Source organism: Pseudomonas sp. SCPG-7 (assembly GCF_002156405.1).
Classification (GTDB): Bacteria; Pseudomonadota; Gammaproteobacteria; order Pseudomonadales; family Pseudomonadaceae; genus Aquipseudomonas; species Aquipseudomonas parakoreensis.
Map to the genome: position 1 here is coordinate 85,299 of NZ_MVOO01000018.1, position 22,288 is coordinate 107,586.

General features: G+C 61.5%; 20 protein-coding genes. 14 read left to right on the forward strand and 6 right to left on the reverse strand.

Annotated features, from left to right (window positions below; all coding sequences use genetic code 11):
* The first annotated feature begins 134 nt into the window (after positions 1-134).
* The 5 genes from cysM to B1722_RS24775 all read left to right on the forward strand — a co-directional run bounded on the left by cysM (position 135) and on the right by B1722_RS24775 (position 6,269).
* Entirely contained in the window at positions 135-1,037 is a 903-nt protein-coding gene (cysM, locus tag B1722_RS24755; RefSeq protein WP_176393386.1) for a cysteine synthase CysM, read from the forward strand.
* On the forward strand, positions 1,037-2,413 hold the full coding sequence (gene rlmD / locus B1722_RS24760) for a 23S rRNA (uracil(1939)-C(5))-methyltransferase RlmD (RefSeq protein ID WP_086794713.1): 1,377 nt from the start codon (positions 1,037-1,039) through the stop codon (positions 2,411-2,413). The genes cysM and rlmD overlap by 1 nt, the downstream gene beginning before the upstream one ends.
* Before the next feature lie 101 nt (positions 2,414-2,514).
* A complete protein-coding gene (gene relA / locus B1722_RS24765; RefSeq protein ID WP_041067509.1) occupies positions 2,515-4,758 on the forward strand; it encodes a GTP diphosphokinase in 2,244 nt (747 codons plus the stop codon).
* Positions 4,759-4,866: 108 nt separating this feature from the next.
* Positions 4,867-5,700 carry a nucleoside triphosphate pyrophosphohydrolase gene (mazG, locus tag B1722_RS24770; protein WP_041067506.1) on the forward strand — a complete coding sequence of 278 codons (834 nt, stop codon included), beginning with the start codon at positions 4,867-4,869 and terminating at the stop codon, positions 5,698-5,700.
* A 26-nt stretch (positions 5,701-5,726) separates the two neighbouring features.
* Positions 5,727-6,269 (forward strand): DUF2058 domain-containing protein, encoded by a 543-nt coding sequence (locus B1722_RS24775; RefSeq protein WP_007968960.1) that lies wholly within the window; start codon positions 5,727-5,729, stop codon positions 6,267-6,269.
* A 139-nt stretch (positions 6,270-6,408) separates the two neighbouring features.
* Here the strand turns inward: B1722_RS24775 and B1722_RS24780 are convergent, their stop codons facing one another.
* The 6 genes from B1722_RS24780 to B1722_RS24805 form a co-directional block, all read right to left on the reverse strand.
* The gene (locus tag B1722_RS24780) at positions 6,409-6,597 is read right to left on the reverse strand and encodes a hypothetical protein (protein WP_003227153.1); all 189 of its coding nucleotides are present in this window, start codon (positions 6,595-6,597) and stop codon (positions 6,409-6,411) included.
* 392 nt (positions 6,598-6,989) lie between these two features.
* Positions 6,990-8,210, reverse strand: a complete 1,221-nt coding sequence (gene fabB, locus B1722_RS24785; RefSeq protein WP_003227152.1) for a beta-ketoacyl-ACP synthase I — start codon at positions 8,208-8,210, stop codon at positions 6,990-6,992.
* Between the two features lie 11 nt (positions 8,211-8,221).
* Positions 8,222-8,737 (reverse strand): 3-hydroxyacyl-[acyl-carrier-protein] dehydratase FabA, encoded by a 516-nt coding sequence (fabA, locus tag B1722_RS24790; RefSeq protein WP_003227150.1) that lies wholly within the window; start codon positions 8,735-8,737, stop codon positions 8,222-8,224.
* Between the two features lie 247 nt (positions 8,738-8,984).
* Positions 8,985-10,889, reverse strand: a complete 1,905-nt coding sequence (locus B1722_RS24795; protein ID WP_086794714.1) for a response regulator — start codon at positions 10,887-10,889, stop codon at positions 8,985-8,987.
* Positions 10,886-11,818, reverse strand: a complete 933-nt coding sequence (locus B1722_RS24800; RefSeq protein ID WP_086794715.1) for an ABC transporter substrate-binding protein — start codon at positions 11,816-11,818, stop codon at positions 10,886-10,888. Before B1722_RS24800 ends, B1722_RS24795 begins: the two co-directional genes overlap by 4 nt.
* 1 nt (position 11,819) lies before the next feature.
* Positions 11,820-13,943: a TonB-dependent siderophore receptor gene (locus B1722_RS24805; RefSeq protein ID WP_086794716.1), complete on the reverse strand. Its 2,124-nt coding sequence runs from the start codon at positions 13,941-13,943 to the stop codon at positions 11,820-11,822.
* Between the two features lie 196 nt (positions 13,944-14,139).
* On the opposite strand from B1722_RS24805, the gene B1722_RS24810 reads away from it, so the two are divergent.
* From B1722_RS24810 to B1722_RS24850, 9 genes are all read left to right on the forward strand, one after another.
* Positions 14,140-15,165, forward strand: coding sequence for an NAD(P)H-dependent glycerol-3-phosphate dehydrogenase (locus tag B1722_RS24810; protein WP_047295760.1), 1,026 nt, complete (start codon positions 14,140-14,142; stop codon positions 15,163-15,165).
* Positions 15,166-15,183: 18 nt separating this feature from the next.
* The gene (locus B1722_RS24815) at positions 15,184-15,531 is read left to right on the forward strand and encodes a DUF4389 domain-containing protein (protein ID WP_007968953.1); all 348 of its coding nucleotides are present in this window, start codon (positions 15,184-15,186) and stop codon (positions 15,529-15,531) included.
* On the forward strand, positions 15,528-15,980 hold the full coding sequence (gene sixA / locus B1722_RS24820; protein WP_041067483.1) for a phosphohistidine phosphatase SixA: 453 nt from the start codon (positions 15,528-15,530) through the stop codon (positions 15,978-15,980). The genes B1722_RS24815 and sixA overlap by 4 nt, the downstream gene beginning before the upstream one ends.
* A 148-nt stretch (positions 15,981-16,128) precedes the next feature.
* Positions 16,129-17,784, forward strand: a complete 1,656-nt coding sequence (locus B1722_RS24825) for an AMP-binding protein (RefSeq protein WP_041067480.1) — start codon at positions 16,129-16,131, stop codon at positions 17,782-17,784.
* Positions 17,785-17,815: 31 nt separating this feature from the next.
* On the forward strand, positions 17,816-18,259 hold the full coding sequence (locus B1722_RS24830; protein WP_041067477.1) for a hotdog fold thioesterase: 444 nt from the start codon (positions 17,816-17,818) through the stop codon (positions 18,257-18,259).
* Between the two features lie 118 nt (positions 18,260-18,377).
* Complete coding sequence (locus tag B1722_RS24835) at positions 18,378-19,184, forward strand: alpha/beta fold hydrolase (protein WP_041067473.1); 807 nt, start codon at positions 18,378-18,380, stop codon at positions 19,182-19,184.
* Complete coding sequence (locus tag B1722_RS24840; RefSeq protein ID WP_041067470.1) at positions 19,181-20,035, forward strand: alpha/beta hydrolase; 855 nt, start codon at positions 19,181-19,183, stop codon at positions 20,033-20,035. Before B1722_RS24835 ends, B1722_RS24840 begins: the two co-directional genes overlap by 4 nt.
* A gap of 115 nt (positions 20,036-20,150) precedes the next feature.
* Positions 20,151-20,957: a DUF4892 domain-containing protein gene (locus tag B1722_RS24845; RefSeq protein ID WP_041067467.1), complete on the forward strand. Its 807-nt coding sequence runs from the start codon at positions 20,151-20,153 to the stop codon at positions 20,955-20,957.
* Between the two features lie 69 nt (positions 20,958-21,026).
* On the forward strand, positions 21,027-22,067 hold the full coding sequence (locus B1722_RS24850) for an AI-2E family transporter (protein ID WP_047295744.1): 1,041 nt from the start codon (positions 21,027-21,029) through the stop codon (positions 22,065-22,067).
* Positions 22,068-22,288: the final 221 nt, after the last annotated feature.

The window sequence follows — 22,288 nt, forward strand, 5'->3', positions numbered from 1 at the left end:
TCTTTTGTCTCACCGCTGATGAGAATTTTACTGCTTATTCCCATAAACCATAAGCACCGCACTTTGCGTGATATGGCCTGCGAACGTTTGCCGGTATGATAGGCGCCCCCGCACGTCTGGATTGCGAATACGCCATGACCCTGCAGTACCCAACCATCGCCGATTGCGTCGGCAACACGCCGCTGGTGCGTTTGCAGCGCCTGCCCGGTGCTACCAGCAACACCCTTTTGCTCAAGCTTGAAGGGAATAACCCGGCGGGTTCGGTCAAGGACCGTCCGGCGTTGTCGATGATCACTCGCGCCGAGTTGCGCGGGCAGATTCACGCTGGCGATACATTGATCGAAGCGACCTCGGGCAACACCGGCATCGCTCTGGCCATGGCTGCCGCGATCAAGGGTTACAAGATGATCCTGATCATGCCGGACAACTCCAGCGCCGAGCGTAAAGCGGCGATGACCGCTTACGGTGCCGAGCTGATTCTGGTCAACCAGGAAGAGGGCATGGAAGGCGCGCGCGATCTCGCCCAGCGGATGGAAGCCGAGGGCCGTGGCAAGGTGCTCGATCAGTTCGCCAACGGCGACAACCCTGAGGCGCACTACACCACCACCGGCCCGGAAATCTGGCGTCAGACCCAGGGCACCATCACCCATTTCGTCAGCTCGATGGGCACCACCGGGACCATCATGGGCGTGTCGCGCTACTTGAAAGAGCAGAGCGACAGCGTGCAGATCATCGGGCTGCAGCCGATGGAAGGTTCGGCCATTCCCGGCATCCGTCGCTGGCCGCAGGAATACCTGCCGAAGATCTATCAGGCCGACCGCGTTGACCGCATTGTCGACATGGCGCAAAGCGAAGCCGAGGACGTGACCCGACGTCTGGCTCGCGAAGAAGGCATCTTCTGCGGCGTGTCCTCGGGCGGTGCGGTGGCAGCCATGCTGCGCCTGTCCAAAGAAGTTGAAAACGCGGTGATCGTCGCGATCATCTGCGACCGTGGCGACCGTTACCTGTCGACCGGCATTTTCGACGCGGCCAACTGATGGCCAAGCATGAGAGAGGCCTGCGCTTCCAGCCCACCGGCGGCAGCAAGGCCGCGCAAATCCCGACCGGCAAAAAGCAGCGCTTGAACATCGAGCGCCTGGCCAATGACGGTCGCGGCATCGCGTTTTTCGAAGGCAAAACCTGGTTCGTCCTCGGCGCCCTCGCCGGTGAAGAGGTCGAGGCGCGGGTGCTTGGCGCCCGCGGCAAAGTGGTTGAAGCGCGCACCGAGCGCGTGTTCAAGGCCAGCGAGTTGCGTCGCCCGGCAGCCTGTCAGCATGCCGGCCGCTGCGGCGGGTGCAGCGTGCAACACTTGCCCCATGCCGAACAGCTTGCCCTGAAACAGCGCATGCTCGCCGAGCAGCTGTCGAAGGTTGCCGGGGTCGCGCCTGACGAATGGGCGGCGCCGCTGACCGGAGCGGAATTCGGCTACCGCCGCCGCGCGCGGATTGCCGTGCGTTGGGACATGAAGGCGAAAAAACTCGAAGTCGGTTTTCGCGCCGCCGGCAGTCAGGACATCGTCGGTATCAACGAATGCCCGGTGCTGGTACAGCCCTTGCAACCGATCATGACCCGTTTGCCGGAGATGCTCCGTCGTTTGAGCAAACCGCAAGCGCTGGGGCACGTCGAGTTGTTCAGTGGTTCTTCGCTGGCGGTGTTGTTGCGCCACATGGCGCCGTTGTCTGAAGCCGACCTGACGATCCTCAAGGAATTCTGCCAGTTCCATGACGCGCAACTGTGGCTGCATGGCGACGGCGAGCCGCAACCGGTGGATGCCACGCAGTCTCTGGGTTATCGCCTGGAACAGTGGGATCTGGATCTGGCCTGGCGGCCGGGGGATTTCATCCAGGTCAACGCCGGGGTCAACGAGGCGATGGTGGCGCAGGCACTGGACTGGCTGAAGCCGACCGGTGACGAGCGCGTGCTCGACCTGTTCTGCGGTCTGGGCAACTTCGCCTTGCCGCTGGCCAAAAGCGTGCGTGAAGTGGTGGCGGTGGAGGGCGTGCAGACCATGGTCGACCGTGCCGCTGCGAACGCTGCTAGCAACAATTTGCATAACACAAAGTTTTTTCAAGCCGATTTATCCCAGCCTTTGACCGATGTCGAATGGATCGGAAACGGCTTTTCTGCGGTACTCTTGGACCCACCGCGTGACGGTGCTTTCGAGGTGGTGCGCAAGCTCGCGACCCTGGGTGCCGAGCGGTTGGTTTATGTGTCGTGCAACCCTGCAACTCTGGCGCGCGATACGGTCGAATTGATCAAGCAGGGCTACCGGTTAAAACGTGCCGGGATTCTCGATATGTTTCCTCAGACGGCGCATGTCGAGGCCATGGCGTTATTTGAAGCGAGCCAGGATGGCTCGTCTGAATCCGTCTGATCTGTCCGCGCAGCGCTCGCTTCAGCCCCGCGAGCGCAAACGGGCATTAGGGATCAGCGATTTGACGCATTGAATCTGCGTCGTAGGGAAGGTAAAGCAGCATGGTACAGGTGAGAGCACACCAGCCGATCAACACCGACGGCAGTATCAATCTCGAGGCTTGGCTCGATCACGCGGTCAGTGTCGACATGGCACTGGATCGCGAAGCCTTGAAAGAAGCCTGCGAGTTCGCTCGCGAGGCCGAACAGCAGTCCAATGCCAAGAAGAACCTCTGGGCCGAGGGCAGCGGCAGTTTCAGTACGGGCCTGGAGATCGCCGAGATTCTCGCCGACCTCAAGCTCGACCAGGACTCGCTGGTCGCGGCGGTGCTGTACCGTGGCGTACGTGAAGGTCAGATTGAGCTCGCGGCCGTCAGCCAGCGTTTCGGTCCGGTGGTGGCCAAGCTGATCGACGGCGTGCAGCGCATGGCGGCGATCAGTGCCAGCCTCAGCCCGCGCCAGTCAATGGTGATGGGCACCCAGGGCCAGGTGGAAAACCTGCGCAAGATGCTGGTGGCGATGGTCGACGACGTCCGCGTCGCGCTGATCAAACTGGCCGAACGTACCTGCGCGATCCGTGCGGTAAAAACCGCCGACGACGAGAAGCGTAACCGCGTCGCCCGGGAAGTCTTCGACATCTATGCGCCGCTCGCGCACCGACTCGGCATCGGCCATATCAAGTGGGAACTGGAGGACTTGTCCTTCCGTTACCTGGAACCCGATCAATACAAACAGATCGCCAAGCTGCTCCACGAGCGGCGGCTGGACCGTGAGCGCTTCATCAGCGATGTGATGACCCAGCTCAAGGATGAATTGCAGGCCACCGGCGTCGATGCCGACATCAGCGGCCGGGCCAAGCACATCTATTCGATCTGGCGCAAAATGCAGCGCAAGGGTCTGGAGTTCAGCCAGATCTACGACGTGCGCGCCGTACGCGTGCTGGTGCCGGAAATGCGCGACTGCTACACAGCGCTCGGTATCGTCCACACCCTGTGGCGGCACATCCCGAAAGAGTTCGACGACTACATCGCCAACCCGAAAGAGAACGGCTACCGCTCGCTGCACACGGCGGTGATCGGTCCGGAGGGCAAGGTGCTTGAGGTGCAGATTCGTACCCACGCCATGCACGAGGAGGCCGAGCTGGGCGTGTGCGCGCACTGGCGCTACAAGGGCACCGACGTCAAATCCGGCTCCAATCACTACGAAGAGAAAATCTCCTGGCTGCGTCAGGTCCTCGAGTGGCATGAAGAGCTGGGTGATATCGGTGGTCTGGCCGAACAGCTGCGAGTCGATATCGAACCGGATCGGGTCTACATCTTCACCCCGGACGGCCACGCCATCGACTTGCCGAAAGGCGCGACGCCGCTGGACTTCGCCTACCGCGTGCACACCGAGATCGGTCACAACTGCCGTGGCGCGAAGATCAATGGGCGGATCGTGCCGCTCAACTACAGCCTGCAGACCGGTGAACAGGTCGAGATCATCACCAGCAAGCACGGTACGCCGAGCCGCGACTGGCTGAACCCGAACCTGGGCTATGTCACCACCTCCCGGGCGCGGGCGAAGATCGTTCACTGGTTCAAGTTGCAGGCCCGTGACCAGAACGTCGCGGCGGGTAAAACCCTGATCGAGCGCGAACTCAATCGCCTCGGTCTGCCGGCGGTGGATTTCGACAAGCTGGCCGAAAAGGCCAACATGAAAACCGCCGAAGACATGTTCGCTGCCCTCGGTGCCGGCGACCTGCGTCTGGCGCAACTGGTGAACCTGGCGCAGCAACTGGTCGAGCCGGAACGCGGTAACGAACAACTGGAGCTGATTCCGCGCAAGGCCACCGGCTACAAGCCGGGCAAGCGCGGCGACATCCAGATTCAGGGCGTCGGCAACCTGATGACGCAAATGGCTGGCTGCTGCCAGCCGCTGCCGGGCGATGCGATTGTCGGTTACATCACCCAGGGCCGCGGCGTGAGCATCCACCGTCAGGACTGCGCCTCGGTGCTGCAACTGGCCGGGCGCGAGCCGGAGCGGATCATCCAGGTCAGTTGGGGCCCGGTGCCGGTGCTCACCTATCCGGTGGACATCGTCATCCGCGCCTACGACCGTTCCGGTCTGCTGCGTGACGTCTCGCAGGTGCTGCTCAACGAGCGCATCAACGTGCTGGCGGTCAACACCCGCTCGAACAAGGAGGACAACACCGCGCTGATGTCCCTGACCATCGAGATTCCGGGTCTGGATGCGCTGGGGCGTTTGCTGGGGCGGATTTCGCAGTTGCCGAACATCATCGAAACGCGGCGTAACCGTACCCCATAACGCGGTCCCCTGTAGGAGCTGCCGAAGGCTGCGATCTTTTGATCTTGAAAATCAAAATCAAAAGATCGCAGCCTTCGGCAGCTCCTACACGGTTGAGTGAGATTTTGTATGCACAGCCTTGAAGACCTGCTCCACCTGATGAACCGCCTGCGCGATCCGCAGTACGGTTGCCCGTGGGACATCAAGCAAACCTACGCGACCATCGTCCCGCACACCCTCGAAGAAGCCTACGAAGTGGCCGACGCCATCGAGCGCGGTGACTTCGATCATTTGCAGGGCGAGCTGGGCGATCTATTGTTTCAGGTGGTCTATTACAGCCAGCTGGCCCGGGAAGAAGGGCGCTTCGAATTTGCCGGGGTGGTCGACAGCATCACCCGCAAGCTGATCCGCCGTCATCCACACGTCTTCCCCACCGGCGATCTGTATGCGCCGCTGGATGTGCCGCGCCTGAGCGAAGAACAGGTCAAGCAGCGCTGGGAAGAGATCAAGGCCGAAGAACGCGCCGAGAAATCTGCCGCGCCCGAGCAGCTGTCACTGCTCGATGACGTGCCCGCCGCATTGCCTGCGCTGTCGCGTTCGGCCAAATTGCAAAAGCGTGCCGGGCAGGTCGGCTTCGACTGGCCGGATGCGTTGCCGGTGCTGGACAAAGTGCGCGAAGAGCTCGATGAAGTGCTCGAAGCCATGTCCGAAAACGATCCGCAAGCGGTGGCCGACGAGATCGGCGACCTGCTGTTTTCCGTGGTCAATCTGGCCCGGCATCTGAAGGTCGATCCGGAAACTGCGCTGCGTGGCGCCAACGCCAAGTTCGAACGACGTTTCCGTTTTATCGAACAGGCATTGCGCGACACCCGTCGTCCCATGGAAGATTGCACCCTCGAAGAGTTGGACGCCCTGTGGGGTGAAGCCAAACGCCAGGAAAAGAATCTGCCCAGCTGCGGCTGAGCCGTTGCCCAAGTGAGTAAGCATTAATGAGCCTTTCCCTTCGCGACCAGTTGCTCAAAGCAGGCCTGGTCAACCAAAAGCAGGCCAAGCAGGTCAGCAAAGACAAGCAGAAGCAACAGCGCCTGGCCCACAAGGGGCAGGCCGAACTGGATGATTCGCAGCAGCGCGCCGCTCAGGAAGCCATGGCCGAGAAGGTCAAGCGCGACCAGGAGCTGAACCGTCAGCAGCAGGAAAAGGCCGAGGCCAAGGCTCGTGCCGCGCAGGTCAAGCAGTTGATCGAAGTCTCGCGTCTGCCCAAGCTGACCACCGAGGACTACTACAACTTCGTTGACGACAAGAAGGTCAAGCGCATCTCGGTCAACACGCTGATGCGCAACAAACTCAGCAGCGGTTCGCTGGCGATCGTGCACCATGCCGGCGGTTACGAAGTGATCCCCCGTGAAGCGGCCCTGAAGATCCAGGAGCGCGACCCGCAGCGTATCGTGCAGCTCAACGTGCAGACCGAAGAGGTCAATGCCGAGGACGATCCGTACGCGGCCTATCAGATCCCTGATGACCTGATGTGGTAAACCGATAAAGCTGTAATAACGACAAACTGTGGCGAGGGAGCTTGCTCCCGCCGGGGCGCGGAGCGGCCCTTGTTTTAAAGCAGGGGCTGCTGCGCAGTCCAGCGGGAGCAAGCTCCCTCGCCACAGGTTCAATATTCGCCTAAGCGGATTTCAGATCCCGCTGCTGTTCCTGCAGTTCAAGTTCGGCCTTGTAGTTGTGGGCGTCGATCTCGTTGTGGAACATGCCGACCAGCAAGTCTTGTTGATGCACATCCCAGATCCGTACACCGGCGGCTACGCCTTCGTGGGACATGTGTGAATCGTCGCGTTCAGTTACTTTTACAGTCATCTGCTAGCTCCAAATCTCAAGTTATCTGCAGCAAGGCGTGTGCAGGACTCTTTTATATGATTTGTTAGCTTGCTAAGTAAACGATTGATTTGCGCAAGGTGTTGTTGCGGTTTTTGCAACAGTGCTGTAGCCCGCGTAATCCGCGACATTCGGTCGCAGGGTGGGAAGTTTCATGACAGAAGTTTCATCTCCTGAGCAAACCGGGATTCCCGGGGGAGCTGGCTTGCCAGCGATAGCAGAGTTTCAGACAACATTGATATTGCCTGTGCTGACGTCATCGCTGGCAAGCCAGCTCCCACAGGGATCGGTGGTGTTTCCGCGACTTTCTACAGGCCAAAAAAAACGCCCCGAACCAGTCGGGGCGTTTTCATGTGTGGCTCTGCAGCGGGGACTTACTTGCCTTCCCAGCGCTTCAGCACCAGCGTGGCGTTGGTGCCGCCGAAGCCGAAGCTGTTGCTCATCACGGTGTTGATGGTGGCGTTCTCGCGGGTCTTGGTCAGCACCGGCAGATCGGCCACTTCAGGGTCCAGCTCGTCGATGTTGGCGGAACCGGCGATGAAGTTGCCTTCCATCATCAGCATGCAGTAGATCGCTTCGTGAACGCCAGCGGCGCCCAGGGAGTGACCGGACAGGCTCTTGGTCGAGCTGATCGCAGGCGCCTTGTCGCCGAACACTTCGCGCACACCTTTCATTTCCGCGACGTCGCCGACCGGAGTCGAGGTGCCGTGGGTGTTCAGGTAGTCGATCGGGGTGTCGACGGTGGACATTGCCATCTGCATGCAGCGGATCGCGCCTTCGCCGCTTGGGGCAACCATGTCGTAGCCGTCGGACGTTGCGCCGTAGCCAACGATTTCGGCGTAGATCTTGGCGCCACGGGCCAGCGCATGTTCCAGCTCTTCAACCACGACCATGCCGCCACCGCCAGCGATGACGAAACCGTCACGGTCGGCGTCGTAGGCGCGGGAGGCTTGTTCCGGGGTGTCGTTGCGCTTGCTGGACAGGGCGCCCATCGCGTCGAACAGGAACGACTGGCTCCAGTGCTCTTCTTCACCGCCACCGGCGAAGACGATGTCCTGCTTGCCCATCTGGATCTGTTCCATGGCGGTACCGATGCAGTGAGCACTGGTGGCGCAGGCAGAAGCGATGGAGTAGTTCAGGCCCTTGATCTTGAACGGCGTGGCCAGGCACGCGGAAACGGTGCTGCTCATGGTCCGCGTTACACGGTATGGGCCAACGCGCTTCACGCCTTTCTCGCGCAGGATGTCCAGCGCTTCCATCTGGTTCAGGGTCGACGCGCCGCCCGAGCCGGCGATCAGGCCGGTACGCGGGTTGGACACTTGCTCTTCGGTCAGGCCGGAGTCAGCAATGGCGTCTTTCATGGCCAGGTAGGCGTAAGCCGCTGCGTGGCCGACGAAACGATAGATCTTGCGATCGATCAGTTCTTCAAGGTTGAGGTCGATGGAGCCGGAAACCTGGCTACGCAGACCCATTTCAGCATATTCCGGGTTGAACCGGATGCCAGGGCGGCTTGCACGCAGGTTAGCGGAGACGGTCTCTTTGTCATTGCCCAGGCACGAAACAATGCCCAGACCAGTGATAACGACGCGGCGCATGCGAATAACCCTTAGAAGTTGTCAGTGGAGGTGAACACGCCGACGCGAAGGCCTTCGGCGGTGTAGATTTCGCGACCGTCGACAGTCACCGAACCATCGGCGATGGCCAGGTTCAGCTTGCCCTTGAGGACGCGTTTGATATGGATGTTGTAGGTGACTTTCTTGGCGGTCGGCAGGACCTGGCCGAAGAATTTCACTTCGCCCGAACCCAGCGCACGGCCACGGCCCGGCAGGCCTTGCCAGCCCAGGAAGAAGCCGACCAGTTGCCACATGGCGTCCAGACCGAGGCAGCCCGGCATCACCGGATCGCCTTCGAAGTGGCACGCGAAGAACCACAGGTCAGGGTTGATATCCAGCTCGGCGACCAATTCACCTTTGCCGTACTTGCCGCCTTCTTCGCTGATCAGGGTGATGCGATCCACCATCAGCATGTTCGGGGCGGGCAGTTGCGCGTTACCTGGGCCGAACAGCTCACCGCGACTGCAGCGCAGCAGGTCTTCCCGAGTAAAGGCGTTTTGTTTGGTCATGCGAGCTCCTCAATAATCCCATGCGGCAGGTGGGGCAAATCTTCCCGGCCGATCGACGCGTTCATGCCTCGTACCGGCAGCCTACTCATAGACTATTGCGTTGTGGTGAAAGTCACAGCACCAAGGACATGAATGTACACTTGTGCACTGAAATTTTTATTCAAGCCTCTTTTGAGGCTCGTTCGGGTGCCTAAGACTGCCGCACTTTCGCTTTTCACGCCAGTCGCAGATGGTCGAAAAACCGTCACTACTGCACCCAGCGCTGCAGAATCTGTTGTAGGTCATTGCGTTTGAACGGCTTCGCCAGGTAATCGTTCATGCCCGCCGACAGGCAGGTTTCGCGGTCGCCCTGCAGCGCGTTGGCGGTCAGTGCGATGATCGGCACCTCGCCGCGTCCAGGCAGTTGGCGAATCTGCCGGGTCGCCTCATAGCCGTCGATGATCGGTAGCCGGCAGTCCATCAGAATCACTTCGAACTCATTGCCCTCAGCGCTGCGTACCGCCTGCGCGCCATCGGTGGCGACGCTGACGGTGAAGCCCAGGCTGCGCAGCATCGCCTCGATCACGGTCTGGTTGACCGGATTGTCCTCCACCAGCAACACATGGCGCCCCTCGCCATGCCCGTTGCCATTGGCCGCGCGCGGTGCCGCCAGCGGCGGCAATGTCTGCTTATATAAGGCCAGCGGGATTTCCAGGGTGAACACCGAGCCCAGGCCTTCTTCACTTTGCGCGCGCAACGTCCCGCCCATGCGTTCGGCCAGGGTGCGGGCGATCGGCAGGCCGAGGCCGGTGCCGCCATAGCGCCGGGAAATTGAACTGTCAGCCTGCTGGAAGGCGTTGAACATCAACTCCAGACTTTCCGAGGAGATGCCGATGCCGCTGTCACGCACCGAACAGGTGAACCACAGCAGTTCGTGATCCAGCGACTGCCACTGCGCCTCGATGCTGACCCGGCCACGCTCGGTGAACTTCAACGCGTTGCCCACCAGATTGACCAGAATCTGCCGGATCCGCGTCGGGTCGCCCTGCACCTGCAAGGCGCGCATGTCCTCGGGGATCCGCAGGTTCAGGTCCAGGCCACGCTGCACCGCGCTGTGCTGGAACGACTGGGCACACGCGCCGATCAGGTCGGCGAGGTTGAACGGAATGTGCTCAAGCTCCAGCTCCGAGCGTTCGATCCGCGAGAAGTCGAGGATGTCATTGATGACTTTCAACAGGTGTTCGGTGGACTCGGACGCGAGCGCCGCGTACTCGATCTGCTCCTCGGTCATGTCGGTGGTTTCCAGCAACTGCAACATGCCCAGCACGCCGTTCATGGGGGTGCGCAGTTCGTGGCTCATCATCGCCAGGAAATCGGATTTGGCATTGTTGGCTTTTTCCGCTTCCTCGCGGGTCTGGATCAGTTGCGCCATGGCCTGATGCTGTTCGCGGCTGGCTTGCTCCAGTGCCTGGGCGAGGTTGTTGATGTGCTGCGACAGCGCGCCCAACTCGGTGTCATCGACGATCGGCAGCGGAGTCTTGTAGTCGCCTTGCTGAATCGCCTTGACCGCGTTGCCGATATCGCGAATCGGCGCTGACAGACTGCCGGCCAGACGCCGCGCCAGAACAAAGGTGAAGAGCAGGGCGAACAACGCCAGAATCCCGGCCTTGAGCAGAATTTCCTGTTGGCGCTGACTGAAGGCATCGTTGGACAGACCGACGATTACCCGGCCCAGGTAATCCTCGCTGGTCACGTTGTTGCTGGCTTTGGCGTCGTGGAAAAAATCGCTGTTGAGGGCGATCCGTTGCAGGCGCACCGGGGCCTGGAACACCTCGACCTGATGCGGGCGGTTGTGCGCGTCGGCGGCTTGCTCAACGTAGGCGAGAATCCGGTTGGCGCTGTCCTGCACTTCCAGAAAGCGCACGTTCGGTGTGGCCAGGGTCGCTTTGAGCAGGCTTTCCAGCACTTCGTTGTTGCCGGAAATCACCCCGTACTCGGTGGCGGGCGCCAGTTGATTGGCGATCAGTTGCCCGGTGTGATTGAGCTCCTGCCGTAAATCCTGAATCCGCACGAAGGTAAAGAAACTGATCAGCAGCAGCGTGAGCAGCAAGGCCGGGCCGAGGCTGATCAATTGCGTGCGGGTGTTGATGTCCCAGCGGCGACGCAGATTCATGGGTGGCTTTCTCCTTCAGCCAACTGGCGGGCAACAGACGCTTCATCGATTGGCTCGATACCCAGGGAACGAGCGACCTGCACATTACTTGAGACCTTGAAACGATCGGGGTAGAGCGTTCGCGGCCACATCGCCGGCGGGCGATCGAGCAACTGGTCAAGGATCGCCAGCCAGTCAGGCTGATCGCTGTAAGTGCTGGCGAGGCTGCCGGCCCGCACGAACGCCGCGTTCGGCCCGACCAGCGCCACTTGCCGGGAGTAACTGCTGAGCAACAGGTTTTTCGCGGTTTTCGGGTTGTACAGATCGGGATCGTCGAGGCCCAGCAGCACGTCACTGTTTCTCAGCACGCTTTGCAACGGGCGACTGTCCTGGGTGTTGTCCCAACGCTGGCTGACGATTTGCAGGTTCAGCGGCGCAGCAGCCTGGTGCAGCTCCTTGAGCAGGAATTCGCTGTGCTGGTCGAACAGCACGCCGACCCGGCGCACCTGCGGCAGAATCCGTCGAATCAGTTGCAGTTGCCGCCCCAGCGGCGGGTCGCTCCACAGCAGACTCAAGTGCGGCGGTTGTGCGCCACCCAGGCGTTGCCGCGCTTGCAATCGGCTGATGCGCAACACCAGCGTCGCCGGCCCCTGGGATTCCTGCAGGCGCCAGTCGAGGCTGGGCAGGTCGAGCAGAATCATCCGCAGATTGCTCGGCAACTTGCCCGGCGCCGGCAGGCTGGTCAGTGGCTGGAACCGCACGTTGTCAGTGGGGCGCAGCTCGCTCAGGGCCTGGACGAAGGCTTGCACCCCGGGGCTTTCTTCGGCGCCGGTCAACAGGATATCTGCGGCTTGCACCGCCACGCCGTGCAGCCACGCGGTCAAGAACAGACAGGCACCCGCCAGCCAGTGGCCAAGGGTGGGCGTCTTGTTTGGCGTGGCGTAGCGCACCCTAGAACTCCAGCTCGGCGCTGAAGTACAGCACCCGGCGTTCGTCGTAATTGTTGTCGACGAAAGTGGTCGGCTGGTTGTCGAGCCGCTGCTGCAGCACGCCGGCCAGTTGCAGTTGCGCCTTGCCCAGAGCGATGCGTTTGGCGATGCGCGTGTCGACGCGCTCGAAGCGGTAGCCGTTGAGCGCGTTGTCGCCGTAATAGAACAGCGCGCTGTTCCAGCCGTGGCCCCAATCACGCAGCCAGCCGGCAGAACCGCTGTTGCGCGAGGTGAATTGCTGATCCAGCGGATTGCTCGCTTCGGCGTCGACGAAAGCGTAAGTGAAGCGCAGGCGATCGACCATGCTCAGGCGCCAGTCGAGCTGGGTTTCGCTGCCGCGAAAGCGTGAGCTGTTGGCGTTGCTGGCGATGTACTGGTTGTTGCGCAGCGGCTCGCTGATCATCCCGGTGATTTCGTCGTAGAACAGCTTCACGTCCACGGCTAGCCCTAGCTCGGCGAAATAGCCGTTGTAGCCCAGTTCGCGCGAGCGCATGTGTTCCTGATCGAGATTGCCCGGGCCACGGGTTTTGACGAAGTAGCGCGCCGAAGACTGGCCATAGGCGGACGGTCGCAGGTTGCTCACCTGATAGCTCCAGTTGACGTTGTTCTCGAACATGTCCGGCGAGCGGATCGCCTCCGAGTACACCGCGCGCAGGCCATGGCGTGGGTTGATCAGGTAGTTGACGGCGAAGCGGGGCGTCAGCGAGCTGCCGATCAATTGGGTGTTTTCAAACATGGCGCCGCCCTGCAACAGCCAGTGTTCACTGGCACGCCATTCCAATTGGCCGAACGCACGCCACGTGGTGTCGTCCAGCGTGCCGTTGAAGTAGGTCTCGGAGTCGGCCCGGTCGTAACGATAGTTCATGCCGCTGACCAGCCGCAGGCTGTCGGACAGGCTGAGAGTGTCCTGCAATTCCAGATCGTAGCGTGATTCGCGGGCGCTTTGATCGATGTCGCCACACAAGGTCTGGCTGTCACCGTTGCGCCATTGATCCAGCACTTGATTGGCCAGGGCCATTTCCTGTGGCGTTCCGGCTTCCGGGCCGGGGCCGGTGAAGCGGGTGATATTGCGTGCCAGGCGTTCGGTGTAGTTCGGGTTGAGCTGCCACAGTTGGGTCAGTTGCGGGCTGAACGACACTTCGGCATCGCAGGCGCGCCACACTTGCTGGCGATCCCAGTGCTGCGCCGAGCCTTGTATATAAAGGCTGTGTTGCGGATTGATGTCGAGATTCCAGCGCACCGAGCCGGCGTAATCCTTGGCGATCACGTCGGAATTGTTCCCGGCAGCGGTAATCCCCGAGAACACCGGGCGGTAGGTATAAGGGCGCTGGTTGGTACCGTCCTTTGCATTGACCTGCCAGTCGAGGCTCTGGTTGTCACTCAGAGTCTGGCTGACGGCGAGGCTGAAGCGGTTCAAATGGCGGCTGTCGCGGTAATCGGCGCCGGTGCGGTCGCTGTCGAAGCCATCGTCTTCCTGGCCGGACAGCGACAGGCGCAAGTCGCCGCCGTTCCAGCCCGTACCCTGGCTGGCATAGAAATCGTTGATGCCGCGCTGGCCGCGAGTGTACTTCAGGCGCGTGCCATGGCTGTCTGCGGGGTTACGGGTGATGATGTTGACCACCGCCATCAGCGCGTTGGCGCCGTAGCTGACGGTGTTCGGCCCACGGAAAACCTCGATCCGCTCGATGTCTTCCATGGCCACCGGAATGTCGCTCCAGTCCACCGTGGCCAGGCCCGCGCGGTACACCGAGCGGCCATCGATCAGCACCTGCATGCGTCGCGCTTCGCTGGCATTGGTCCCGTGATAGTTGACCGCCGCCTGATTGCCGCTGATGTTGCCGACCATCATTCCCGGCACCAGCCGCAGCAACTCACTGATGTCGCGGGCGCCACTGGCGTTGATCAATTCACTGTCGAGTACGGTCATGCTCCCCGGCACTTCCGCCGGTGTCTGTTTCAGGCGTGTGGCCGTCAGCACCTGCGGCAGCGTTTCGCTGTCGACAAACAGGTCGTCCGCCTGCAACACCGGGCTGAACAGCAGCGCCAGCAACAGGGACGAACGTGAGGGGGGAGAGCCAAAAGACACGACACAGCCTTGATCACAAAGAATTGGCGCGCATGTTAACCGAGCACAGTGACTTTTCCAGTCACGATGCTGGCATTTTCCTAGGTTTTATTGGTCTTCTTCCTACAAGTGTCGGTAATTGACGCAGGGGCTGGCCGCGACCCGGACGCCCCGTATAATGCCGGCATCGCCACTGGTATGGATTAACGGATTGCATATGACTGAACAGCGCCCGATTGCGGTCCTGGGAGGCGGAAGTTTTGGTACCGCCGTGGCCAATCTTTTGGCCGAGAACGGCCATCAAGTCCTGCAGTGGATGCGCGACCCCGAGCAGGCCGAGGCCATCCGGGTCAATCGCGAGAATCCGCGTTACCTCAAAGGCATCAAGATCCTGCCGGGGGTGACTGCGGTCACGGACCTGCAGGCCACCCTCGACGCCTGCGAACTGTGCTTCGTCGCGCTGCCGTCGAGCGCCCTGCGCACGGTGCTGGCCGCTCATGCCGAGCGCCTGAGTGGCAAGATGCTGGTCAGCCTGACCAAGGGCATCGAAGCCCACACCTTCAAACTGATGAGCCAGATCCTCGAAGAAATCGCCCCGCAGGCGCGCATCGGCGTGCTGTCCGGGCCGAACCTGGCGCGGGAGATCGCCGAGCACGCGCTGACCGCCACGGTGGTTGCCAGCGAAGACGAAGAACTCTGCAAAGCGGTACAGGCTGCGTTGCATGGTCGCACCTTCCGCGTTTACGCCAGTGCTGACCGTTTCGGTGTCGAACTGGGCGGCGCGTTGAAAAACGTCTACGCGATCATTGCCGGCATGGCGGTAGCGCTGGAGATGGGCGAGAACACCAAGAGCATGCTGATCACTCGCGCCCTGGCCGAGATGACCCGGTTCGCGGTGAACCAGGGCGCCAACCCGATGACCTTCCTCGGTCTGGCCGGGGTCGGTGACTTGATCGTGACCTGCTCGTCACCCAAAAGCCGCAACTATCAGGTCGGGTTTGCCCTCGGTCAGGGCTTGAGCCTTGATGAAGCCGTGTCGCGTCTGGGCGAAGTCGCTGAAGGGGTCAACACCCTGAAAGTGCTCAAGGCCAAGTCCCAGGAGGTTGGCGTGTACATGCCGCTGGTCGCCGGGCTGCATGCGATCCTGTTTGAAGGACGCACGCTGGAGCAGGTGATCGGTCTACTGATGCGGGCCGAGCCGAAAACCGACGTCGACTTTATTTCCACCAGCGGTTTCAACTGATTCAACAGGAAGCGAGCCATGAACGATCCGAAAACCGAAGCCAAGTACGAATCCATCCTCCTGCGGGTGTTGTGGATGATCGTCTACGTGCTGGTCTGGCAAGTGGCACAGTTCATCCTCGGCGCGGTGGTGCTGGTGCAACTGATCTATCGTTTGATTTATGGCGCGCCGAGCGCCAGCCTGATGAACTTCGGCGACAGTCTGAGCCAGTTCCTCGCGCAGATCGGCCGCTTCGGCAGCTTTCACAGCGACCAGAAACCCTGGCCGTTCGCCGACTGGCCGACCCCGCGTGCCCCGGAAGGCGAGGCGCCGCACGCCGTGCCGCCAGCCCCGCATCCGGCCCGCGATGAGGAACCCAAGCTATGAAACTCTGGGTATTGCGTCACGGTGAGGCCGTGCCTTATGGCTCGTGCCCCGACTCCGAACGGGAACTGACCGCGCACGGTCGCCAAGAGGCCTTGAGCAGCGCAGCCCGATTGATCGGTCAGCCGCTGACGGCGATTTACGCCAGCCCTTATCTGCGCGCACAACAGACTGCGCAGATCGTTCGCGAGGCTCTGGGTTTCGAGCCGGAGATCCGCACTGTCGATTGGCTGACGCCGGAGAGCGATCCGGACAAGGTGGCGGATCAACTGGTGTCGGTGAGCAATGTGCTGCTGGTCAGCCATAACCCGCTGGTGGGCAATCTGCTCAGCTATCTGCAGCACGGCGCCGGTTATCCGCCGGAGAAGGTCAGCACCGCTGGCCTGGCCGAATTGGAAAGTCCTGAGTTGTTGATTGGCTCGATGACCCTCAACAGCCTCAAGCACCCTTAACAGCAAAAGATCGCAGCCTGCACAGATCTCTGTTGGCGCTGCCGCAGGCTGCGATCTTTTGATCTTGTTTCTTTTGGTAAAAAATCCAACCAAGCACTTGCTTGGTTGACTACGCTTGCTCCAGACCCAAAAAACAGGAGCGAGTCGCATGTCTGCCGCCTTCCGTTTGCCGCTGGACGTGTTCTACGAGCGTGAGGCCCGGCATCCGCGCCAGCGTTTTTTGGTGCAGCCCATTGGCGGCGGGCAGGTCGAGACGCTGACCTGGGCCGATGTCGGCCATCAGGCCCGTTGCGCCGCGCACTGGCTGCGCGCACGGGAATTGCCGCAAGGCAGCCACATTGCACTGATCTCGAAAAACTGCGCGCACTGGATCATTGCCGATCTGGCGATCTGGATGGCCGGACACGTCTCGGTGCCGCTGTATCCCAACCTCACGGCAGACTCGGTGAATCAGGTCCTGACACATTCGGAAAGCGTGCTGGCGATCATCGGCAAGCTCGATGACTGGCCGGGCATGTCGGTCGGTGTGCCGGCGGATTTGCCAACCATCAGTCTGCCGCTGCATCCGCCCGGCGAGTTCGATTTCAGTTGGGATGACCTGCAAGGGAGCTCGCCGATCCAGGACGATCCACGCCCGGCATCCGAACAACTGGCGACCATCATCTACACCTCCGGCACCACCGGACTGCCCAAAGGCGTGATGCACAGTTTTGCCAATCTGGGGTTTGCCACGACACGCGGCACGCAACTGTTCGGGCTCAACGAGCAAGACCGCCTGCTGTCGTACCTGCCGCTGTGCCATGTCGCCGAACGAATGTTCGTTGAACTGGCGGCGATCTATACCGGGCAAACCGTGTTCTTTGCCGAAAGCCTCGACACCTTCATCACCGATCTGCAGCGGGCGCGGCCCACGGCGATGTTCGGCGTGCCGCGCATCTGGACCAAATTCCAGATGGGCGTGTACGGCAAGATCCCGGCCAAACGCCTGGATTTCCTGCTTGGCCTGCCATTCATTGGCAAGCGGGTCGGGCACAAGGTGTTGGCCGGGTTGGGCCTTGATGCCTTGCGCGTTGCCCTGTCCGGTGCGGCACCGGTGCCGCAGACCCTGCTCAGCTGGTATCGGAAACTCGGCCTCGATGTGCTGGAGGTCTATGGCATGACCGAGAGTTGCGGCTATTCGCACATCTGCCTGCCGGGTCAGTACAAGCAAGGCTGGATCGGCAAGCCGTGCCCGGAGGTCGAGGTGCGGATCGACGAGTCCGGTGAGGTGCAGGTGCGCAGTCAGGCGAACATGCTTGGCTATTTCAAGGAGCCGCAGAAAACCGCCGAGACCCTCACCGAGGACGGCTTCCTGCGTACCGGCGACAAGGGCGAACAGGATGCCGAGGGGCGTTTGCGCCTGACCGGCCGGCTCAAGGAAATCTTCAAGACCAGCAAAGGCAAATACGTGGCCCCGGCGCCGATTGAAAACCGGCTGGCGGTGCATTCGCGGATCGAACAGGTCTGCGTGGTTGGCGATGGTCTGAGTGCGCCGCTGGGCTTGTGCGTGCTGTCGAACGTCAATCAGGAGGAGGCGCGGGCGAGTCTGCATTCGAGCCTGGAGAAGCTGCTCGAAGAGGTCAACGCCGTGCTCGACAAGCACGAGCGCCTGCGCCGACTGGTGGTGGTCAAGGACAGCTGGGCGGTGGAAAACGGTTTTCTCACGCCGACCTTGAAGATCAAGCGCAACGTCATCGAAGACACTTACGGTGCGCGGTTTGAAGAATGGAGCGCGCGCAGCGAGGCGGTGCTGTGGCAGGATTGAATGACGATCAAAACAACAAAGGAAGCCTGCGATGACCTTGTGGCGCACCACTCCGAACATCGAGCAGTTGAACGCAATCCAGAAAAACACCATCGGCGAAGTGCTGGATATCCGCTTTGAGTCCTTCGACGAAACGTCGTTGACGGCGAGCATGGTCATCGACCACCGCACCCACCAGCCTTACGGTCTGCTGCACGGCGGCGCCTCGGTGGTGCTGGCGGAAACCGTCGGTTCCATGGCCAGTTACCTGTGCATCGACGCCAGCAAGTTCTACTGCGTTGGGCTGGAGATCAACGCCAACCATTTGCGCGGTTTGCGCAGCGGTCGGGTGAGCGCAGTGGCCAAACCGATTCACATCGGCCGCACCACGCATGTCTGGGACATCCGCCTGACCAGCGATGAAGGCAAGGCCAGTTGTGTGTCTCGTTTGACCATGGCAGTGGTGCCATTGGGTGAGCAACCGCCGGCGCGTTGAGGTCAGATGCGCCATCGCCATGACCGGACTGTCATCATTCCTGGCAGTTACGGTCATTGCTCAGGGCCGCGCTCTTGCGGACAATCAGCGGCATGTTTCCGCTCATGGATAAACCTGCATGTCGCAACCGATCTTTTTCACCCACGCCAACGGGTTTCCCTCGGGCACCTACGGCAAGTTGTTCGCGGCGCTGGCGCCCGAGTACCGGGTTGCGCATCTGGAGCAACATGCCCATGACCCGCGTTTCCCGGCGGACGACAACTGGTACAACCTGGTCGACGAACTGATCCACCATCTGCAGCAACAGGATCAGCCGGTGTGGGGCGTCGGCCATTCGTTTGGCGGTGTGTTGCACCTGCACGCGGCGTTGCGTTGCCCTGAGCTGTATCGCGGCGTGGTCATGCTCGACTCGCCGGTGCTGACTCGCACAGACCAGTGGGTGATCCGCGCGGCCAAGCGCTTCGGCTTCATCGATAAACTGACCCCGGCCGGACGTACGTTGGGGCGGCGCGAAGAGTTCGCCGACCTCGACACGGCGCGCAGCTACTTTGCCGGCAAGACCCTGTTTCGCGGTTTTGATCCGGAATGCTTCGATGCCTACCTGCAACACGGGCTGCAGACGGTTGGTGACAAGTTGCGCCTGCGCTTCGACCCAGCCACCGAAATCAGCATCTATCGCGGCGTGCCGCACACCAGCCCGGGCCGTACGCGCCAATTGCAGGTGCCGCTGGCCGTGGTGCGCGGGCACAAGAGCCGGGTGGTCATGCGTCATCACACGCGGTTCGTCGGGCGTCTGCCCCAGGGTGAAGCCCTGAGCATGCCCGGCGGGCACATGTTCCCGCTCGAACGTCCGCAAGACACCGCGCGCCTGCTCAAAGAGCTGTTTACGCGTTGGGAGCGCCGCCAGCAGAAGGACTGCGCATGAGCCCGACCTTCGAAGAAGTGCGCCTGAGCCTGCCGCATATCGAACTGGCGGCGCACTTGTTCGGCCCCGAGGACGGTCTGCCAGTGATCGCCCTGCATGGCTGGCTCGACAACGCCAACAGCTTCGCGCGCCTGGCGCCCAGGCTCAAAGGCCTGCGCATCATTGCCCTGGACATGGCCGGGCATGGGCATTCCGGGCATCGCCCGAACGGCGCCGGTTATGCGCTGTGGGACTATGCGCACGACGTGTTGCAGGTCGCCGAGCAATTGGGCTGGAAGCGCTTCGGCCTGCTCGGGCATTCGATGGGCGCGATCGTTTCGCTGGTGCTGGCCGGGTCGTTGCCAGAGCGCATCACTCATCTGGCATTGATCGACGGGGTGATTCCGCCTACAGACAAAGGCGAAAACGCTGCCGAGCGTATGGGCATGGCCTTGCAGGCGCAGCTGGACCTGCGCGAGAAGCGCAAACCGGTCTACAACACCCTCGATCGTGCCATCGAAGCCCGGATGAAGGGCTTGGTGGCGGTCAGTCGCGAAGCCGCCGAGCTGCTGGCGCAACGCGGCCTGATGCCAGTGCCCGGCGGTTATACCTGGCGCACTGATAATCGGCTGACTCTGCCATCGCCGTTGCGCCTGACTCAGGAACAGGCGATGGCGTTCGTCCAGCGCATCACCTGTCCGGCGCAACTGGTGGTAGCCGCCGACGGCATGCTGGCCAGACATCCGGAGTTGCTGGAGCGTCTACCCTTTAGCCAGGAACAGCTGGCGGGCGGGCATCATTTGCATCTGAACGATGAGTCCGGTGCCGACCTTGTCGCAGACTGTTTCAATCGCTTCTTCGCCATTCCTTGACTTGCACCGGGCAACTGTCGAGGCTGGGCGGGTTGAAATGGGAGACAAACACGATGGATTTCTATACCGCTGCGACCCCGACCCGCCAAGCCATGCCGATCCGATGAGCCTGACTATGCGGTCACTCAGTCTGTTGGCGCTGTGCTGTTTCAGTCCCGTTCTCTTCGCTGCCGATGTGCCAGGCAGCCAGGATCTGCAGATCGTGCCGCGCCTGGCCGATGCGCAGATTGTCGACTATCGCCCTCCGGTGGAGCTCGAGCGGATCTATCCGCTGGGCTCGATCCGCAAGATCAGCGGCCAGTTGCGCTTCGACGGCCAGGTCACCGCGCGCGGCCAGACCACTTCGGTCACCTACGAATTGCCCCCGGAACACTCCGCCACCGAAGCCTTCACTGCTGCTCGCGAAGCCCTGCAAAAGCAGGACGCCGAGTTGCTGTTCTGGTGCCAGGCCCGCGACTGTGGCGAAAGCAGCCTGTGGGCCAATGAAGTGTTCGGCAATGCCAAGCTGTACGGTGCCGACGAGCAACAGGCCTATCTGCTGTTGCGTCTGGCCGCACCGAAGGACAACACCCTGGTGGCGCTCTACAGCATCACCCGTGGCAATCGCAAAGCCTACCTGCATGTCGAACAGTTCGAAGCGGGCGCGCCGTTGGGCGAGTTGCTGCCGACCTCGGCCACGCTGTTGCGACAGCTCAAAAGCACCGGCGAACTGGACTTTCCCAAGCTGACCGGAGACCCGGATGACACCTGGCTACGACTGATTTCCCGTGGCTTGAACCTCGACACCACCCAGCGCGTGACGATTGCCGGGCCGAAGGCCGAGGCCTGGCGTCAGGCATTGATCGGTCAGGGCGTGCGCGCGGCGCGGATGGAGGCGGGGAGCGCCGACGGCGCTGGCCTGCGCATTGATCTGTTGCGATAAGCTGCATCCGACGTGCACGCATGGCGTGTTCGCCTACTCTTTGTCCGACTGACTTCTTCGAGACTTTACATGCTCAATAATGATCGGCTGTTGGTGCAGATCCTTTTGCTGGTGCTGTTTGGTGCCAGCCTGTGGGTGATGGCGCCGTTCTGGTCGGCGCTGTTCTGGGGCGCGGTGCTGGCGTTCGCCAGTTGGCCGCTGATGCGTCTGTTGACCCGTTGGCTCAATGGCCGCGAATCGCTCGCTGCGGCTATTTTGACCCTCGGCTGGATGCTGCTGGTGGCGGCGCCACTGGTGTGGCTGGGGTTCAACCTGGCCGATCACGTGCGCGATGCCACGGCGTTCATCAAGGATGTACAGGTCGACGGCCTGCCGGAAGCACCGGCCTGGCTCGGCAGCGTGCCGCTGGTCGGCGAGCGGCTGGTCGGGGTCTGGAACAGCATCGATCAGCAGGGCGCAGCGCTGATGGTGTCGATCAAGCCGTATCTGGGGCAGGTCGGCAACTGGTTGCTGGCGCGCAGTGCGCAGATCGGCGGCGGGATCCTCGAGCTGACCCTGAGCATTGTCTTCGTGTTCTTTTTCTATCGCGACGGGCCGCGACTGGCGGCGTTTGTGCACGGTCTGCTGGAGCGGCTGATTGGCGAGCGTGCCGGGTATTACATCGAGCTGGTGGCCGGCACTGTGCAGCGGGTGGTCAACGGGGTGATCGGTACGGCAGCGGCGCAGGCGATTCTGGCGTTGATCGGGTTCCTGATTGCCGGGGTCCCGGGGGCGCTGGTGCTGGGGATCGTGACGTTCCTGTTGAGCCTGATTCCGATGGGGCCACCGTTGGTGTGGATTCCGGCCACGGCCTGGCTGGCCTGGAAAGGTGAATACGGGATGGCGGTGTTTCTCGGGATCTGGGGGACGTTCATCATCAGTGGCGTGGATAACGTGTTGAAGCCTTATCTGATCAGCCGGGGCGGGAATCTGCCGTTGGTGATTGTGTTGCTTGGGGTATTTGGCGGGTTGATTGCGTTTGGGTTTATCGGGCTGTTTATCGGGCCTACGTTGTTGGCGGTGGCTTATAGTTTGTTGACGGATTGGAGCAAGAGTCAGGCTCGGGTTTAGATTTGGCTGGGGTGGTTTGACTTGGCGGCCTCTGGGCCGACCAGGTTCTTGGGGTTTTGGGTGAATATCCGTTTTTTTGGGTGTTGCGGCTGGCGGTTTCGCCCTTACGGCGAGTCACTTTTTCAGACGCCAAAAAGTAACCAAAACGCTGGGCCCCTGCGTTCGGCCCTCGCTTAGGCTCGGGTTCCTTCGCTCCGGGATTCATCCGGGGGCATCGCCTC